This window comes from uncultured Olegusella sp. (genome assembly GCF_947253395.1).
Classification (GTDB): Bacteria; Actinomycetota; Coriobacteriia; order Coriobacteriales; family Atopobiaceae; genus Olegusella.
Genome location: NZ_CAMXYY010000028.1, coordinates 1 through 17404, shown reverse-complemented (window position 1 = coordinate 17404; position 17404 = coordinate 1). Strand labels below are relative to the sequence as shown.

Sequence of the window (17404 nt, the reverse complement as noted above, 5' to 3'; positions counted from 1 at the left end):
TCGTCGGCAGACTCCACCTCAGCAATAACCTTCTTTAGGCGATCTTCAAACTCGCCGCGGTACTTTGAGCCTGCAACCATAGCTGCCATATCAAGTGTCCAGATTTGCTTGCCACGCAAAATATCAGGCACATTGCCTGCAGCAACTAACTGAGCAAGACCTTCAACAACAGCAGTCTTGCCAACACCGGGGTCACCCAAAATAAGCGGATTGTTCTTTTGACGGCGAGCTAGTACCTGCATCACACGCTCGGTCTCGCGATCGCGACCAATCACGGGATCAAGCTTGCCTTCAGCGGCGAGCTTGGTAAGGTTGCGACCAAAACGTTCCAGCAGCGAATCGTCATCGTCCTCATCAGGGCGCTGACCTGCAAACATTTGTCCAAAACTCACAGGAGCAGACTGATGATGCGACTCGCGAGGCTTGTCTTTATTGACTAGTTCTGCCACCGCATTGCGTACCGCATCAGCCGAAACGCCCATACGACCCAAAGCGGTCATCGCAATACCATCACCCTCGCTCACGATACCCAGCAAGAGATGTTCGGTTGCAATATACGTTTGTCCATGTGCCATGGTTTCACGATAGGCATTTTCTAACACGCGCTTGGCGCGCGGGGTAAAAGGAATATGCCCACCAGAACCTGGCTGCAAATCCTCGCTAGAAATCTGGCGAATAGTTGCCAAAGTTTCCTCATAGGTCACATCGAGTGATGCAAGGGCCTTGGCAGCAATGCCTTCACCCTCTTTAATCAGCGCAAGCAGCAAATGCTCTGTGCCAACATACATTTTGCCCAGACGCTGAGCTTCGTCTTGGGCGAGGCTCATCACTTTCCGAGCTCGATCGGTAAATTTTTCGAACATGCTCACACTGCCCTTCTGCGCCACCATATGCAGCACAATGCTGCCGTGATGGTAGCGTCAGCTTCTTACTGGTAGTCTGTTCACGTTTACCCACATAAGCAGCTAAGTAAACACTGTTGTGCACTTTGTACCAAAAAGACGGGCGTCATCCCTGACGTCCGTCTTTAATTTCACTTCGTAGGAAAGCAGCGCAGCACATACGTGCGACTGTACACGTGCATTCTGGCTACTTAATTAAAAGCCTCACACGTTTCTACAAGCTCCTGCTCAGCTGCAATAATGCTGGCAAACAGCTCATCGAGCGTCATACCATTAAGTTCGGCACCGTGTGCTATAACATCGCGATCACAACCAGCAGCAAATTTTTTGTTCTTGAATTTCTTCTTAAGGCTCTTAACTTCAAAATCAGTCACAGAGCCCGAGGGGCGCATGCGAATACACGCATTAATCAGGCCACTAAGCTCGTCAACTGCATAGAGCACACGCTCCATCTTGAGCTCGGGTGCAGGCAGCTCAGGGTTGATGTCATAGTTGTGGGTCTGGATAGAGTGAGCGAGCGCAGGATTGGCACCTGCTTCGGCAAGCAACTCGGCCGTCTTGACCGTGTGGAGCATATCGTCTTGCCACTTTTCCCAATCAAGGTCATGGAGCAAGCCCACCTGACCCCAAAAATCAACATTTTCAGGATCGTACTTCTCAGCGTAATAACGCATCAGAGCCTCAACCTGTTGACCATGCAAAATATGATATTTATCTTCGTTGTACTGCTTAAGAAGATCAAACGCCTGCTCGCACGTCAGTCCACTCTCAAGTTTGTCTGCCATGCTTCCCCCTTTTGCTTTGAAACCCTGCAGCCACGTTTTGTGGTAGCTACAGGGTCCTCAGTTTTGCTTAAGTATAAACGAGAGTATGGAGCAGATGAGACTTCCGCACTGCATTGTTGCGGCAATTTAACGATTCTCAGGCTTCATGTGTGGGAAGAGAAGTACATCACGAATTGAAGTCTGATTAGTCAAAAGCATAACAGTACGGTCAATACCGATGCCAATACCACCTGTAGGGGGCATGCCATACTCGAGTGCGCGCACGTAGTCATAATCGTACTCCATGGCCTCATCATCGCCTGCGGCCTTTGCAGCCACCTGTGCCTGAAAACGGCCTTCCTGATCAACGGGGTCATTGAGCTCGGAGAAGGCGTTGGCGTACTCGTGGCCAGCAATAACCAGCTCAAAACGGTCGGTCAAACGCGGCTCATCATCCTTGCGCTTTGCCAGCGGTGAGACTTCAACGGGATAATCACAGACAAAGGTTGGATTGACAATCTGACTTTCGCAGAGCTCATCATAAAGAGTAAAGATGAGCTTACCAGCGCCCCAGTTTGGCTCCCATTCAAGACCGTTTTTCTCAAGAAGCTCACGCAGATGTTCAACGGGTGTGTCAATGCTGACCTGCTCGCCCACGCGCTCGGAGACAAGTTCATTCATGGGAGCAGAGCGCCACTCACCCGAAAGATCGATGGTGTAATCACCAAAGGGAATTTGCTCGCTCTCGTTGACAGCAGCGTTACCCGCCTTAATGAAGCCTTCCGCAAGACGCTTCATACCCTCAAGATCGCTGTAAGCGCAATAGGCCTCCATGCTGGTGAACTCGGGATTATGGGTGAGGTCCATGCCTTCATTGCGGAACTGACGACCCATCTCCCAAACGCGCTCCATACCACCTACAATGAGTCGCTTGAGATGGAGTTCGGTAGCAATACGCAGGTAAACTTCCTGATCCAGCGCATTGAAATGTGTAGTAAAAGGACGAGCGTTAGCGCCACCGAGAGTCTCCTGCAAGATGGGCGTCTCAACCTCGAGGTAGTCCTGCTCCAACATATAACTGCGGAAGGCAGACAGGATGCGCGAGCGCTTGACAAAAACATCTTTTACCTCGGGGTTCATGATGAGGTCTACGTAACGCTGGCGATAACGAACTTCCTTGTCGGTAAGACCGTGGAACTTCTCGGGCAGCGGACGGCAAGCCTTGGAAAGAATCGTGATGTTGGTCGGCGCGACAGAGAGCTGGCCACGACGAGTACGTACAACGGTGCCGGTGGCCTCAATGACATCGCCCAGGTCAAGCATACCAAGGATGTCCCACTTGTCCTCGCCTAGCACATTAATGCGGCAAAATAGCTGCATTTGACCCGTGCAATCTTCGATTACGATGAAGGAAACTTTACCCTGTCCACGCTTTGCTCGAATGCGACCACCAAGAGTTACCACGTCATCTGTGTCGCTGCCGTCTTCAAGGTCGGCATAACGCTTTTCAAGCTTAGCAGCATGCGCGGTGATATGACTTTGAATAGGATAGGGATTGACACCCTGATCAAGAAGAGCCTGACGTCGTGCGCGGCGTTGAGCTCTCTCATCGTTTACGGATGGGGCAGCTTGTTGGGTGGTGGCGTCCTGCTCGGCCATGTGAGCGTTCCTCTCGTAAAAATAAAGGCCCACCTGCGTGGTATGTTGCAGGTTCAAAGGCCTTGGCTTTACCCTTAGCGCAGTATATAACGCGCCACCAGCCCAGATCCATGAGCTGCCGGCGCGTGAAGATGCGTCGATGTTTTAGCGAATAATCTTGGTAATGGTAAGGTCACGTGTCTTACCAGAAGGGGTAACGTAGCTAATCTTGTCACCTACAAGATGACCCATGCTAGCTGCACCAACAGGGGATTCGTTGGAAATTTTATTCTCAAGGGAGTCGGTCTCGGTGGTGCCAACGATGGTAAAAGTAATCTTTTTGCCCTTGGAATCCTCGAATTCGACTGTGCATCCCAGCGACACAGACAACTCACTAGCGTTTATCTCAACCACGCGAGCAGTCGAAAGAATCTGACGGATCTCGTTAATACGAGCGGCGTTTTTGGCCTGCTCTTCCTTGGCGGCGTCATACTCAGCGTTCTCGGAAAGGTCTCCTTGTGCGCGAGCATCCTTGATTGCCTCAATAATCTCGGTGTTCTTGTCGCCCTCGCGATACTCGAGCTCCTCAACCAGCTTGTTGCGGCCCTCGGGGGTGAGCGTCATCTCAGTCTTTGCCATGTGCTGCCTTCTATATGTCGAAATGGGTGGTACTAGTTGATAGTTTATGATTACCACGAGAATCAAGCTCAACAGAGCAAAACACAGCCGCTCAGCCTGAGCCGAGCAGTTGCACCTACACGACGGCTGACCGCCGATATCTTACTCGGTATCTTTGGTATCCTTGTCGTCCGTCTTTTCGGCATCAGCCTCAGAGCTTTCGCCCTCTTCCATACCCTCGCGGACATTTTTGACGGTCTTGCCTAGTGCAGAACCAAGCTTCGGAAGGTTCTTGGGCCCAAAGATGACCAATGCGACGATGAGAATTAGGAGTAGCTCGGGAACGCCCATACCAAGTATCATGTTTAACCTCCGTGGGTGCGACCACCGCGTTTGCGATGTGTTTGCAAGCGTGTAGTATACCGCATATCTTTATATGCTCACAATTTCTCTGGGGGTGAATTTGTATGCCGGCACTACTTGTGGCACTGATTGTGATTGTGAGCGCGCTAGATATCTTCATCCTGTGTCTGCCACGGTTGCTGAGAAAGCGTGGGGTGTGGTTGTGGTGGCACACCAAATTTGGGCCAGCGCTGGTATTTGATTCGCAAGATGGTGATGGAACGACCGTACGTCTGCTAAATGTGCGGGGAAAATACCAATCAGTAGCCTATGTGGATCCCGATCTACGCTGGGAGCTCGCTTGCATTTATCACAAGTATTTTGCTGAAATTGTCGATATTGTGGGTCTAACGGGCAACTCATGCACCACTGAATCTAGAAATCAGGTGGAAAATACTACAGATCCTCAGCCTCCTTTAGACGCCAAGGACTGCCCTTCTTCCTGCCTCAATCATGCGTCTCCTTTGGATTGTTCGCGTCAGACTTCTTCAGAGTCCAAACCAACTGCTGTAGTTATTGGTGGCGGCGGATATTCTTTTCCCAAATGGTTGGTCGCACATTGCCCTTGTTTGCATACGGTAGTTGTAGAAATTGACCCAGCAATTACCAAGATTGCACGTAAACATTTTTTTCTTGATGATCTTCTTGAGGAATTTCCCGATAACACCCCCGAACTCATTTGTGATGATGGCTGGGCATGGCTGCGGAACTGTCATCGAGGTTTTGACTTAATCGTTAACGATGCCTTTAGCGGAAAACATCCGCTCGGTCCTCTTGGAACGGCTGAAGGTGCACGATTGATACATCAACATTTGACGAATCAAGGCACCTACCTTGCTAACGTTATTGCACCACTTGAAGGCAGGGGTTCTAGACATTTGAAAGATACGTGCCGCACCTTTTGTACTGAATTCACCTATGTGTGGCTGATTCCAGAGGATGAGGAAAACCCAAACGTTGTTGCTGACAATTGCCTCATCGCCAGCGACCACCCTTGGCCCATCTCCCATCGCTATCGCCTGTCTTAGGTAAGCCTGTTCTATCAAACAGTTTCAGCCCTATCATCTCAATCAGCTTCTGTCCTAGCACCTAGGTCCTCTTTTGCCTCACTCACTAAGCCACATTCCTGAGTTTTAATGATCCCTATTCGCTCTGACATTCGATATGCGCCATTTATTGACAAAATAGATTAGAAATTTATGTCTCATTTTCTATAACACTGCTTATACCTGCTATTTTATAAAAGTGTACAGGCACGCCAAAACCCGAGAAAACACCTGCTTTGTATTTCGGCTAATCTACCTGCAAAAACATCACATGCTAAAAACTGGGCAATGGCGCATATCGTCATTTAGAGCGAATAGGGGTCTATTTTTGTTCTCTACGCATACAATGAGCACCGTTCAGTGAAATTGTTGGGTTTGATTTTTGGCTTGGGTGGGTATGGTCTGCATATAAACTTTCAGTTTGAACACAAAGAGGTTATCTATTGCAGCCGCCACAGCAGCCGCATATTGTTCTCTCGCACACAAGCGCCTTGTGGTACCACCGCCTTGCTGCTGCAGGAATATTTTCTCCGCCTTTTTCGTGCAATTACAAGACTCTTGAATCGGCAAAGGATTGTTTATCCAAGGTGCCTCATTTAGACAAATCTTGGTCCCACATTTCAACAACGGACCTTGCCGCTCGATCTATCTATATCCAGGAAGATGTCGAAAATCTTTTATTAGAACATCCTCATGAAGATCCCTGGGCCGCGTTGGCTGCTTCTTCTCTACTGCCTCATAATTTTCAGCCACTAAAGAACATAGAGCTCCTTTGCAATTCATCAGCTCATCGCCATTGGCGCAATAATGTAGCCGTCCACCGCCACTCTACAGCGCTCCCTAAGGGATCGGTTTTGCGAGCTGGAGTTGGTTTGTACGTAGCGTCCCCAGAATTTACGATTTTCCAGATGGCACGCTATCTCAAGGATGTGCATCTATTAGCAGCACTTATTACCGAATTTTCTGGATCTTACGTATTGTTACCTCAAGGGCTATTGTGCTGTTCGCGCTATACAGCCGAAGGGAAGGTGCCAATACAAAATGGCCGTTTGATTGGAGATGGCTATGTTGAATGCGCACCTCTTATCTCAGTAGATAATCTCAAACATCTTCTAAACAAATATCCAGGGCTGCCTGGAAGTACACTTGTTGAAAAAGCCCTTAAAGCTAGTGGTGATGGCAGTGAATCTCCTTTTGAAACTGCAGTGAGCGTTGAGTTGCAGCTCATTCGAAGTCGTGGTGGTGCAGGCGCAGGCTCGGCACGATTAAATGAAAAAATATCTTTTAATGAGATAGAACAACAAATGGCAAATGGCCGCAGTCATGCTCGTGCAGATATCTTGTTTGTTCGCCCCGATGGTAAACGAATAGACGTTGAACCTGGAGGAGTATTCGGACACTCAGGCAAAAAAGCGATGGACTTAGATAGACGTCGGCGTCATGCACTTGAACATGCAGGCGTAGAAGTTATTGACATCACATGGGATGAATATACTAACAAAGATGTGTGGGAAACAATTTGTCGGCGAATAACAAATCACCTTGGAAAACGTTTTCATGTGCCATCATTATCGATACAAAATAAACAACAACTGGTTCATGATGATTTCTGTAATTGGAATTGCATGCGAATATTCCCACCAGATGCATGGCGGAGATAGCACCTAGCTTTAACTCCGATTCAAATAGGCTGAACACAGGTTGACTGAAACCCCTATTCGCTCTGACGTGCGATGTGAGCCATTTAGGAGTCTTTTTTATTTAATATTTGATATAGATTCTCCTCGATACAGTCGTCTACCAGCGGCTTTATATACAGCCTAAGGTACGACAAAATCCGAGAAAACACCTGCCTTGTATTTCAGCTAATCTACCTGCAGAAACATCACTTGCTAAAAATTAGACAATGGCGCATATCGTCATTTAGAGCGAATAGGGGTGAGCGGCTAGGCCGCTCACCCCTATTCTGTGAAAAAAGGATTGGAAATTATTTTGTGGTTGAGCTTTCAGCTGTTGCTGAGGGAGCTGAGACTGCATCATGAGGTTTTGCGGCATCGGGCTCTGCAGGCTCATCGCTAACCGTTGCAGCCTCTCCGTCTTTTGCCTCAACCTCAAATCGCAGCTCATCAAGTTGCTTGATGTGCACCCGCAGCAAGCCTCTTATCTCGGATTTCTTCAAATTATCCAACTCGTCCGTTGTCTTGAGCGTCGCCACCAAACGCTGAGAGAGTGCGCCTGATTTGCTGTCATAGGCATTAACTGCACCCACCCTATATGACACAAAACCTGGACAAATGGCTTCCAACTCCTGTGTGGTCTGCTTTACTTCATAACTATCTTGCACAATAAACGCCTCACCCGAGTTCTGCGCCATCGTCTCATTTACCGCATGCACCGTCAGAAGCACGCAAGGAATAAGAAAGACTGCCGTACCAATCGCTACGCGCCGACGCAATACCATAGATCTGTGCATTGCTGCTTTGCTCTCTGCAGTACTCACTACTCCGTCCCCATCTAAATCTCGTTTGAGGGGAACTTTCAACAACATCATTACCAACTGAGCCGACACCGCAATAAACAATGCATTCAGCAAAAACTCATAAAAAGCACCGGCAAATAGCGTGAACTTTGCCATCGCAATGCCATAGCCAGCAGCGCATAAAGGTGGCATCAGCGCAGTCGCTACTGCCACACCCGAAAGCAAGGTACTCGGTTCTTGATTGCGCGAAATGCCAAGTCCGCCCGCAAAACCTCCCGCCAAAGCAATCAACACATCCCAGATATTTGGATGAGAATTGGTTAGCAGCTCAGACGTCTCATTTGAGATAGGAGAAAGCACAAAGTACAAAGTTGAGGTAATGAGGCAAATAATCACCTGCACCACAAAACCAACCAATACCTCACGCAACATACGCGAGTCAGCAGTCGCCACCGCATAAGCAAAACCCATAACTGAACCCATCAGAGGACAGATAAGCATGGCACCCACAACTGCCTCGGTTGAATCCATATTAAGACCCACCGACGATATCAGCATCGCCACGATGAGTAAGCATAGATGGGGCCCATCAATTCGCGCTCCAGCCTGCACGCGGCGACGAATCACCTGGTAACTAGCTCGCCCATCGCGCACATTTACAAATTCCCGGAGAAGCCGCGTGAGATTTGTCGCAACCACGCCGCCTCCTTTCGTTGCTTCTAAAATAGAACAGTCATACTGCAGTCATATTCAATTGTAGGCATAGTCTAGGAGGTCTAAGATCTTTGGTGAGTTGGCAACGCAGCAAAATCGCAGAGCATAAGCCCACAACTGAAAGTATGCCCATGCTCTTTATAAGAAGAACCTCCTGGTTTTGCCCAGTCCTTATGTGCCTTCTGAGTATCTCAATTGTCAGCACTCTCATCGGGTGCGGTGCTGTGCATAAAACACGCGATGGATCAGGGACTACAAACAATGCACCACAATCACAGGGCTCCGTAACGCGGACTGCGCCCTCTCCTACCACTCCAAGCGCTACAGAACTCTACGCAAAGCTCAACATCCGCGAAGACTTCCGTAGCGCGTTTGACCATGGTCCAAAACCCATCTCTAGTCAACTCTATATTGTGATGCACGACACTGAAACTAGCGCTGATGCAGCTGGGGTCATAAATTCTTGGGAGGCCAGTGGCAGGCTCGTTGCAGCACATTTTGTGGTCAACAAAGACGGTTCCATCATCCAGTGCGTCCCGCTTGACCGCATTGCGCATCATGCAGGTTTTGGAGACACAGGGCATAACGAGTATTTTGGCACCACAGACGAAAGTCGCGATGACAAGGCGGGGACCCAGCCTATTGGTTCTTGGGCTTCAGACTATGGCATGAATTCGTATTCAGTTGGCATTGAGATGGTGCATGTCAGCACTCACGGCGAAGCATATCCAGAAGCTCAGCTTGCGGCCGTTGACCAGCTCATTGCCTATATCGATGCATATTTTGCTGAAGAAGGTCAGACGACACTAAGTAAAATTATTGATCACAAGGCATGGCGTTCGGGCAATTCAGACACGTCACCCGAGTTTGCGACATACCTCAAAAATCTCCAGACAACTCGTACTCACGATGGACGCACGCGCTAGGTTCGCCCTAGATCCATTCTAGGCTCGCTCTGGATTCACTCCACACCTACGCAAAACGCATGCCGAATCCTTACCTACGTTTTTCCGTTACTTTTTTGTCGGTTGCGCCTTGGGATACAGCGCATTGAACTCCTCAAAGTACTTATTTTTGTTATTTGAGTCATACACTGACTTGAGCACCTCTTTAATTTCATCGTCGTGATCTTTGGAATTGACACCATAAGAATTCGCCTTTGACCACGCACGATTGATAACATGAATACGCTGGTACAAATCCTCCGCAAGCGTAGTCATATTCTTAAAATCGTCGCTATAGGGCGAGTCACGAGGCACAGCCAATGCCGCTATATCATTTTTCAGCTGGAGTAAATCCGCCTCAATGGTAGCGGCAGAATTTGCAAGCTCATTGCGCTTGTTCATGTCAGGTTTGAGATAGTTTTCGTTAAAATCACTCGAGCATAGCCTTACTGCATCATCATATCCACCAATGCTTATATAGATTTCACTCAGTTTCTTGTAGTAATCCAAAGCGGGCACCGCAGGCTCGTCTTTGCTTGTATCAGGTTTTATTTCAGGCATCTCAGTTTTTGCACCCTTAGCATCTGTCTTTGGCGCGGCAGGACCAGGTTTTTCTACGGGAGGCTGTACTGCAACCTCATTGGGCTTTTCGCTGGGCCAAAATATAATCGCCAACATAGCGCAGGTAGCAAGTACAATCACAGCTATGGCCACCGCAGCAATAATCGTATTGCGGTCACGACGCGGAGCCGCAGCTTGACGAACTACCACAGGAGAGACGGGCGCATTTGCCGCCACAGGTATATACTCTGTCGGCGCATTATCCTCCATCAAAAAGGTCTCATCCAAGCTTGTAGTATCTACAAAAAGACCTGAATCATCCTGGACATCCACCACTTCTTGAGTAGCAAAAGCTTCGTGATTGTTCTCAAGTATTTGCTTGCTTTCGTCGTGAGGCAAAGATTGCGTAAGGTCATTGGATGCATCAGGGCTGGACGCGGGCTTGGCAGGATTTGCCGCAGCCCGAGCAGCAAAATCAGCAACCACCTGCATACCACAGCTAGGACAAAATTTTGCCTCTTTATCAAGCAGAGCGCCACAGTTTGTGCAAAACATCGTGCCCCCTCACCTACCACCAGTCCATCTCAGCTTATCGCAATGCAAAACTCATAGCCTAAACAAGACGGGGAGCGGTGCAGCAAGCGCAATTACACCGTTGAATCCTGTCAGAATCTTACGAACGTTTCTTCTTTCGAAATACCAAGTACCTATTGAGGTTTCCTGTATGTCCGTCAGCTGAAAAGCACTCCTGTAGTTCAGCTAGATCAGAAGAAGCATCCACAAGTGCGTCAATTTCTGCCGCATCAAAATGATGACAATAGCGCCAGACATCAGAACGCTCCTGCCATCCCAACAAAAAATCGTTAGGCTCTAAATCAGCCTGCGCCATACCCAGTTTGTCCAACGCCTCGGCAGTAGTTTCTTGAGCACGACTCGCAAGCTTAGGATTATTCATAAATTGCCAAAATGAGAGCGCACAGCTGCCACCTGAGCGCGTAGCTCCAAGCAGCTCTCGAATCAGGGTAATTCGAGCGGCCTGGGTGGGCACGTGGTGCATAAACCCAAAACAAAGTGACAAATCAACGGCTAGAAAGTTTGAATCCAGCAAACCAGACGTATGCTTGCTTATAAGCTCTTCAACAAGATCTATGTGCGTAAATTCAACGTCCCAAGGAAGCAAAAAAGCGCTACGACGTGCAAGGGATATACAGTTATCTACCGCATAGTATGCAACGGAGGTATGAGTTTGTGCCACATCAGTACTTTTTGCAGACACACAGGGGGGCTTTAATGTATGCGCAAGAAAATCTCCAAAGCGCAAATTGCCACACGCCACATCCAGCACAGACAACGTCCGCAAGTCACAAGAAGATATACCCGCGAGCTCGACGACTCTTTCCCACCCCTGCCAAGGTGCCTGGCGCGTTTGTGAAAATGAAGCAGCCTGAGCCTGGTAAAACTCTGTATTTAAGCGGTTCAGTCGTCGCGCAATTTCGATATTCACTGTCACATCCCCGGCCCCGAGTAAAACTAAACTTTCAAATCTACTGTACGGTACAACAGGACATAATTTTTATCTATATCTACAACTTGCCACTTACGTAGCGGATGCTTCTCTTATCTCCTCATAAAGATCCGTACAGAAATGATGTTATGTACTGATGATCAATGATAGAAAGCCGCCCTAGACTTAAGACCTAGGGCGGCGTTCTATCTATCAGAACTTAGCAGGAAGACAATCTTTCTTTGAATTACCAGACGTTATATTCGCACTTAAAAACAGTTATCTTTCCATTCCAGCCTTTGTAAGTTCCTGAATAATAAGCAATCGGAGTTACACCACGCAGGGAAAAACTATTTTTAAAATACAGTTTTTTATATGTTACATCATATTTTGAGAGATAAAACAAACTAGTTGAAAAAGATTTATAAGTGTTTTCCACCTCTTGAAACATTTTGACACGCATTAGCTCATTAGACGTTTCCCCCTGACCTGCTGGAAGCGCCTTAACAGGCTCCGAATAGAACATTGGAAATACGATGAAAGCAAATAAAGCAGCGACTAAGATTTTCTTTACACTCTTGCTAAACCGCATTTCCTCCTCCCTTTCATTGGTGCCCACCCATAATTCTTGTGTCTTCCTACTCCTTTCAACCAAAGAACTTATGAAACAATTCCCGACAGGTTTGCTTCTCACCCGTTTTGATATATCTAAGCGTTTTATTTACTAGAAAAATAAACTGGGTGCAAATACGATCCATCTCTTCTGGCTGATGCGACGAGACTATAATCCCCATGCCTCTTTTTGCCATCCTTTGGATACAATTTCCTGCAAGCTCTGATTTATTGGGATCAAGGGCATTTATAGGTTCATCAAGAAGAACGTATGGTGCGCCAGATGCAATGGCCATCGCTAAAGATAGTTGACGCATCATTCCCTGCGACAAAGCTCTTACTGGTTTATCAAGAAAATTGACTATACCGATTTCTTCTGCAAGCGCACTGAGACTAGCAGATTGACCACGGAGTATCTGCACAGCTTGAATATGGAATTTTACACTCATGGAAGGGTACATCAAGCTCGCATCGCTGGGAGCATAGTACACACTATATGCGTATGCAACCTCATCCGTTGGAGCTAATCCATTGATGCTAAGTGTTCCTTGTCTCATCCGTCGCGTTCTACCAGAAAGTAAATTGAGTAAGGTGGTCTTGCCCGATCCATTTGGCGCAATAAGACCGACTATCTCCCCTCGATTCACTCGAAGTGACGCATTGAACAGAAGAATATTGCGCCCATATGCAACAGTCGCTGCATGAAGAAGAATCCCACAGTCTTTAGTTGGCCTATTCTTTCCTGCGCATATGCGCTGTCGAGCAAAAGCAAAAAACGTAGCTAGAGCAAGGATGCCGCTAGTCCACATACCAAGAATAAAACAGCCAGCCAAAGGATTCAAAGAATACGCTGGCGTCATATCCACATAGGGAAAAGATCCAAAACTTCCAGCAATAACCCATGGGCAAAAATATGAAAGTGGAATATATTCCAACAAAAAACCAATAGGTGAACCTGCTGAATAATAGGATGGTGCACTTGGAATAAGCGCAAGGATGAAAGTTCCAAACACTCCGGCTAGGGTATTTTTTGAAAGACTTGAGATACAAATGCCAAAAACAGATAAAAACAACCATGTTAACATGATAAGCATTATCGTCCATAGAGCGGCTTGCCCCACCGTAGTCTCGACTATAGAACCACCTTTAAGAAATACCATGGGATAAATGTGGCTTCCAAAACCATTTTTTAAGATTGCACCAAGAAGCACCGGAGCGCAGGAAAGAAGAAAGCTCACGAGACAGATGACCACTCCAACAGCACTTTTTGATAGAACAGATATACCAGCTGGAATGACAGTGCTGCCAAGTAACTTTTTTTTGCTAGTAATTTTTGAGACAGCAAATACTATTGCAATAGCAGGTATCGGAAGAACAAATTGTGGCAGTGTGCTTGGCGCGACAGATGCCAAAAAGACAGCTGGCAGCTGAATCGAAGAATCGTATTCTGGAAGCTCTCCAACCTCGCTCATCACTTCAGCATATTTTTTTGCTGCTGACATTTCATTTTGAGTTGAGCCAATAAGCGACCCCGACGAAGAGGCTTCTTCGTCTAGAGCATACAGCCGTGCAAGAGATGTATAAAACTCTGAACTTGTATTCGCATTGAGCATCGTGCGTAAATATTGGAGTCGTAGTTCAGCTTCTTCGACAATTTGAGCTGGTGCACCATCATATGCCCCATTTGTCATACTTTCTGATAGGACTTTATAATTCATATTCATCGTCTGGCGCAGCAAATCTGGGCCAAATAGAGGATATGGAATTATCAAACAAATAGAGAGAATCCCCGCTAGAAAGGCTGTTCCAATCCACACAATTGGTTCGCGTATAGCTACCTTGAGAACAAGTTTGAAATACGACATGGCAAACCTCTCTTTTTTTAAAAAAATATACCAACCTTCTACGCATGTCAAAATGACAGTGCTAACGCCCGGTAGGAAGGCGCTCCTACTGTCTCGCTAGGCATGTGACTTTAGGTAATGCTCATAGATACTAGTTGTACGGTACATGCTAGCGCGAAATTTGCGTTTATCTTGCCTTGCTTATAATTGCATCCTAAACAGACTGAAGTACGGGAGAGCTACATGGAAGAACTCTTGCTGGACATACTTGAACACCTGCGCGCGCTGCCAGCAGAGCGCATGGATGATGCGTTAACTCGGTCTGAGTTAGATGCTCTTTGGCGTAAACATAACCGCGGCGTGCGCAACAACGAAAAACATCTTTCGAAGCGCTTCATCTTGCCTTTTTATCAAAAAATAAAGCAAGAGAATCCTGAGCACTGGAAGTGCTGGAATATTGACAACATGCTTGAAAAACGCCTTATTCGTACCATCCAAATGAAGCCTCATCGCACGGGGTCAGGTGTTGCAACCATCACCGTTATTACGCGCCCCCAAACTTGCTCGAGTAATTGCTTATACTGCCCCTGCGACCTGCGCATGCCCAAAAGTTATCTTACCAACGAGCCTGCCTGCCAACGCGCAGAGCATAACTTTTTTGACCCCTATCTGCAGGTTGCCGCTCGTCTACGCGCACTATCGCAAATGGGACATTCTATCGATAAAATCGAGCTCATTGTGCTCGGCGGAACCTGGAGCGACTATCCGCGCGCTTATCAAATTTGGTTTATTCGCGAGCTATTCCGCGCTCTTAACGACTGGCCTATCACCAAAGAAACCTTACGCCAACGCTATGCCCACTACCGTAAGTTAGGTCTTGAGAATAGTCCTGCTCAACTCAGCAAATTTGTAGAGACACAGCAAGTATTAGTTAATCAAGGCAAGAAAAGCTTCAATGACGCGTTCCATGATTTATATCAAAAAAGCGAGGCTCATCAAAGTGCTTCAAAGTATATGAGTGCACAGATGAATGAGCTTTTTGATGAGCAACTACGCAATGAACATGCACAGCATCGGGTGGTAGGACTTGTTATCGAAACACGCCCCGATACCATTACCCCACAAAATCTCACACTTTTTCGTCAGATGGGCTGCACGAAGATTCAGATGGGCATACAGAGCACCCGACAAGCCATACTGGACGCCAATCAGCGTTACACCAGCTTGGGACAGATTTACCGGGCCTTTAACCTTATTCGGCTTTGTGGTTTCAAAATTCATGCGCATCTGATGGTGAATTTGTTGGGATCCACGCCCGAATCAGACAAGCAGGACTTTCAAACCTTTGTAAATAATTCCAATTTTTTGCCTGACGAAATAAAGCTTTACCCCTGTGCGCTGGTAGAAGGAACACAGCTGGTAGAACATTTCAGGGATGGCTCATGGGGTCCATATAGTCGAGAAGAGCTTGTTGATGTGCTCGTGAGTGATGTCCTTGCAACACCGCCCTATATTCGCATTTCTCGTATGATTCGTGACATTAGTGCCGATGACATTCTTGTGGGAAACAAGCATACCAACCTGCGTCAGATGGTGGAAAACGAGATCCGAAATGCAGGCAGGGCGGGTCTCGTGCAAGAAATTCGTTTTAGAGAAATCTCCCTAGACAAGATTAACTTTACTGAACTCGTGCTGGATGATTTTACCTATGAAACCGTCGCTACGAACGAACACTTTTTGCAGTGGGTTACCCCCGAGGGCCGAATTGCAGGTTTTTGCCGTCTGTCTCTTCCTAAGTGGAAACTCCTTTGTGATGGGAATGCCGATGTCAGAGCAGATGAGCTACCTGTCGCACCAGGACAAGCAATGATTCGTGAGGTACACGTCTATGGTCAAGCAGTACGCCTTGGTCAAGCGGATGTTGCTACTCAACACAAAGGCTTGGGCCGTCAGCTGGTTGAACGCGCGTGCGACATTGCCCACAGCGCAGGCTACAGCAGTATCAACGTCATTAGCTCAGTGGGCACCCGCGCCTACTACCGACGTCTCGGTTTTGAGGATGCAGGACTCTATCAGCGCCGGAAACTATAACGCTCCGTGTGTGTCTAGGTACTACATCCCAAACGAAAACTCAGTCATTGCTATCGCGCTGTGATTGTAAAGCTTCTTAAATACTTCCGCATTATCCTCCCCCCCAGACATACCTAAGCAATAGGGTAGAGGTGCATAATAATCTAGCGTAGGTACCACGTAGGGCACATCGAAGAGAAGGCGATACACAGCAAGTTTGCCGTATCATGCTCATAAATTGCATTGACAACAAGGTAGTTGAACAGTAATGCCGTTTTGCTTTCTCTGAGATTGTCCCATTCTATCAAAGACAAATTGTGAACAATGCTACCGCTGCCAAGCGCAAGCCAAGAGAGCACCCCTAAAAAGGAAAAATACTTAGGGTAGAATAGGTTAATAAATAACTACTTCGAAAACTGAATGGAGGAGTGCGTTGCGGTTCGGTGAAAATGACCTTGATAATATGTACTATACCTGCACAACTTTTTTTGCTCATCGATGGCAGCTGTCTATAATAATCTACCTCTTTTCAGGTCCCAAGCATTTTGGAGAAATTCTGCGACATCACCCCGGACTCAGCAAAAAGGTTCTCTCTACCATCCTCCGCAAGCTCGAAGCAAAAGATGTAGTAGCCAGGCAGTCTTATGATGATGGATCTATTGTCCGAACGCTCTACTCACTTACCGAAAGCGGTCTTGAATTGGAGCCAGTTCTTGATTCTATTTTTGAATGGGGTTCAAAGTATTCTCCAGGCGAAGATATAGCCGGAGACGAATCCGAACTTGAGATGTAGATCTCAGATTAGATACGCCGATGGTTTAAGAGTAAACGTATGTGGAGCGGAAGCATGACAAGAAATTGTGCGGAATCCTACCCTTGCAATGATGTGTGATTTATGAGGCTCCTTGTGCAAAAAGATGCATCACGGGACATCTGGAAATAATTTGTCTGCACTGATAATTGTCACAAACGTAAGGCTAGGTGCCTCATACTACTGCTTGTTGCATGGGAACTGTCTTAGTGCGCTGTTTTTTGCAGCCTTGCTACCCTGTTTTACTATTTTTATTGCATTGTAGAATTCGGCATACCTACAAAATAAAGCTAGATACAGATTTGTTCTTATTTGCTTCCCAGAAAAAACCATCGCCCATCACCTCCCCTAGAAAAAGGTTAATAAGAGGCAAAATTACTGTCTGTTGATGAATGTTTAACTTTTTCTTATGGTGTCATGCAATACCGCACTAGTCACGAAGGTAACGTACAATTTCTTGCGCACTTTGACAGCAGCATAGTCTAGATATCAAAA

General features: G+C 47.1%; 15 protein-coding genes. 5 read left to right on the top strand and 10 right to left on the bottom strand.

Annotation, left to right across the window (positions count from 1 at the left end):
- The 5 genes from Q0X25_RS03930 to tatA form a co-directional block, all read right to left on the bottom strand.
- On the bottom strand, positions 1–863 hold an 863-nt coding region (locus tag Q0X25_RS03930), incomplete at its 3' end, for a Clp protease N-terminal domain-containing protein (protein WP_298579164.1).
- Between the two features lie 230 nt (positions 864–1093).
- The gene (locus Q0X25_RS03925) at positions 1094–1687 is read right to left on the bottom strand and encodes an HD domain-containing protein (RefSeq protein WP_298579163.1); all 594 of its coding nucleotides are present in this window, start codon (positions 1685–1687) and stop codon (positions 1094–1096) included.
- A 126-nt stretch (positions 1688–1813) separates the two neighbouring features.
- Entirely contained in the window at positions 1814–3325 is a 1512-nt protein-coding gene (lysS, locus tag Q0X25_RS03920) for a lysine--tRNA ligase (RefSeq protein ID WP_298579162.1), read from the bottom strand.
- A 144-nt stretch (positions 3326–3469) separates the two neighbouring features.
- Positions 3470–3943, bottom strand: a complete 474-nt coding sequence (gene greA / locus Q0X25_RS03915; protein WP_298579161.1) for a transcription elongation factor GreA — start codon at positions 3941–3943, stop codon at positions 3470–3472.
- Between the two features lie 141 nt (positions 3944–4084).
- Positions 4085–4285, bottom strand: coding sequence for a twin-arginine translocase TatA/TatE family subunit (tatA, locus tag Q0X25_RS03910; protein WP_298579160.1), 201 nt, complete (start codon positions 4283–4285; stop codon positions 4085–4087).
- A 104-nt stretch (positions 4286–4389) separates the two neighbouring features.
- Here tatA and Q0X25_RS03905 point away from each other — a divergent pair, with 104 nt between their 5' ends.
- Both Q0X25_RS03905 and Q0X25_RS03900 read left to right on the top strand, forming a co-directional pair.
- Positions 4390–5352, top strand: a complete 963-nt coding sequence (locus Q0X25_RS03905) for a spermidine synthase (protein WP_298579159.1) — start codon at positions 4390–4392, stop codon at positions 5350–5352.
- A 461-nt stretch (positions 5353–5813) separates the two neighbouring features.
- Positions 5814–7031 (top strand): hypothetical protein, encoded by a 1218-nt coding sequence (locus tag Q0X25_RS03900; RefSeq protein ID WP_298579158.1) that lies wholly within the window; start codon positions 5814–5816, stop codon positions 7029–7031.
- 326 nt (positions 7032–7357) lie between these two features.
- On the opposite strand, the gene Q0X25_RS03895 is transcribed toward Q0X25_RS03900, so the two are convergent.
- Positions 7358–8548, bottom strand: a complete 1191-nt coding sequence (locus Q0X25_RS03895) for a DUF389 domain-containing protein (RefSeq protein ID WP_298579156.1) — start codon at positions 8546–8548, stop codon at positions 7358–7360.
- A 239-nt stretch (positions 8549–8787) separates the two neighbouring features.
- Here Q0X25_RS03895 and Q0X25_RS03890 point away from each other — a divergent pair, with 239 nt between their 5' ends.
- Positions 8788–9489 (top strand): N-acetylmuramoyl-L-alanine amidase, encoded by a 702-nt coding sequence (locus Q0X25_RS03890; RefSeq protein ID WP_298579154.1) that lies wholly within the window; start codon positions 8788–8790, stop codon positions 9487–9489.
- 87 nt (positions 9490–9576) lie between these two features.
- On the opposite strand, the gene Q0X25_RS03885 is transcribed toward Q0X25_RS03890, so the two are convergent.
- From Q0X25_RS03885 to Q0X25_RS03870, 4 genes are all read right to left on the bottom strand, one after another.
- The gene (locus Q0X25_RS03885; protein ID WP_298579152.1) at positions 9577–10623 is read right to left on the bottom strand and encodes a zinc ribbon domain-containing protein; all 1047 of its coding nucleotides are present in this window, start codon (positions 10621–10623) and stop codon (positions 9577–9579) included.
- Positions 10624–10741: 118 nt separating this feature from the next.
- On the bottom strand, positions 10742–11572 hold the full coding sequence (locus Q0X25_RS03880; RefSeq protein ID WP_298579150.1) for a class I SAM-dependent methyltransferase: 831 nt from the start codon (positions 11570–11572) through the stop codon (positions 10742–10744).
- 247 nt (positions 11573–11819) lie between these two features.
- A complete protein-coding gene (locus tag Q0X25_RS03875) occupies positions 11820–12164 on the bottom strand; it encodes a hypothetical protein (RefSeq protein WP_298579148.1) in 345 nt (114 codons plus the stop codon).
- Positions 12165–12219: 55 nt separating this feature from the next.
- Positions 12220–14049 carry an ATP-binding cassette domain-containing protein gene (locus Q0X25_RS03870; RefSeq protein WP_298579146.1) on the bottom strand — a complete coding sequence of 610 codons (1830 nt, stop codon included), beginning with the start codon at positions 14047–14049 and terminating at the stop codon, positions 12220–12222.
- 222 nt (positions 14050–14271) lie between these two features.
- Here Q0X25_RS03870 and Q0X25_RS03865 point away from each other — a divergent pair, with 222 nt between their 5' ends.
- Both Q0X25_RS03865 and Q0X25_RS03860 read left to right on the top strand, forming a co-directional pair.
- The gene (locus Q0X25_RS03865; protein ID WP_298579144.1) at positions 14272–16119 is read left to right on the top strand and encodes a tRNA uridine(34) 5-carboxymethylaminomethyl modification radical SAM/GNAT enzyme Elp3; all 1848 of its coding nucleotides are present in this window, start codon (positions 14272–14274) and stop codon (positions 16117–16119) included.
- A gap of 412 nt (positions 16120–16531) precedes the next feature.
- Positions 16532–16891: a helix-turn-helix domain-containing protein gene (locus tag Q0X25_RS03860; RefSeq protein WP_298579143.1), complete on the top strand. Its 360-nt coding sequence runs from the start codon at positions 16532–16534 to the stop codon at positions 16889–16891.
- Positions 16892–17404: the final 513 nt, after the last annotated feature.

What these genes read in the sequence shown, in the direction of transcription:
- Q0X25_RS03905 (WP_298579159.1), top strand. Translation starts at nt 4,390, where the DNA reads ATGCCGGCACTACTTGTGGCACTGATTGTGATTGTGAGCGCGCTAGAT.
- Q0X25_RS03865 (WP_298579144.1), top strand. Translation starts at nt 14,272, where the DNA reads ATGGAAGAACTCTTGCTGGACATACTTGAACACCTGCGCGCGCTGCCA.
- Q0X25_RS03925 (WP_298579163.1), bottom strand. Translation starts at nt 1,687, where the DNA reads ATGGCAGACAAACTTGAGAGTGGACTGACGTGCGAGCAGGCGTTTGAT.
- tatA (WP_298579160.1), bottom strand. Translation starts at nt 4,285, where the DNA reads ATGATACTTGGTATGGGCGTTCCCGAGCTACTCCTAATTCTCATCGTC.
- Q0X25_RS03875 (WP_298579148.1), bottom strand. Translation starts at nt 12,164, where the DNA reads ATGCGGTTTAGCAAGAGTGTAAAGAAAATCTTAGTCGCTGCTTTATTT.
- lysS (WP_298579162.1), bottom strand. Translation starts at nt 3,325, where the DNA reads ATGGCCGAGCAGGACGCCACCACCCAACAAGCTGCCCCATCCGTAAAC.
- greA (WP_298579161.1), bottom strand. Translation starts at nt 3,943, where the DNA reads ATGGCAAAGACTGAGATGACGCTCACCCCCGAGGGCCGCAACAAGCTG.
- Q0X25_RS03885 (WP_298579152.1), bottom strand. Translation starts at nt 10,623, where the DNA reads ATGTTTTGCACAAACTGTGGCGCTCTGCTTGATAAAGAGGCAAAATTT.
- Q0X25_RS03870 (WP_298579146.1), bottom strand. Translation starts at nt 14,049, where the DNA reads ATGTCGTATTTCAAACTTGTTCTCAAGGTAGCTATACGCGAACCAATT.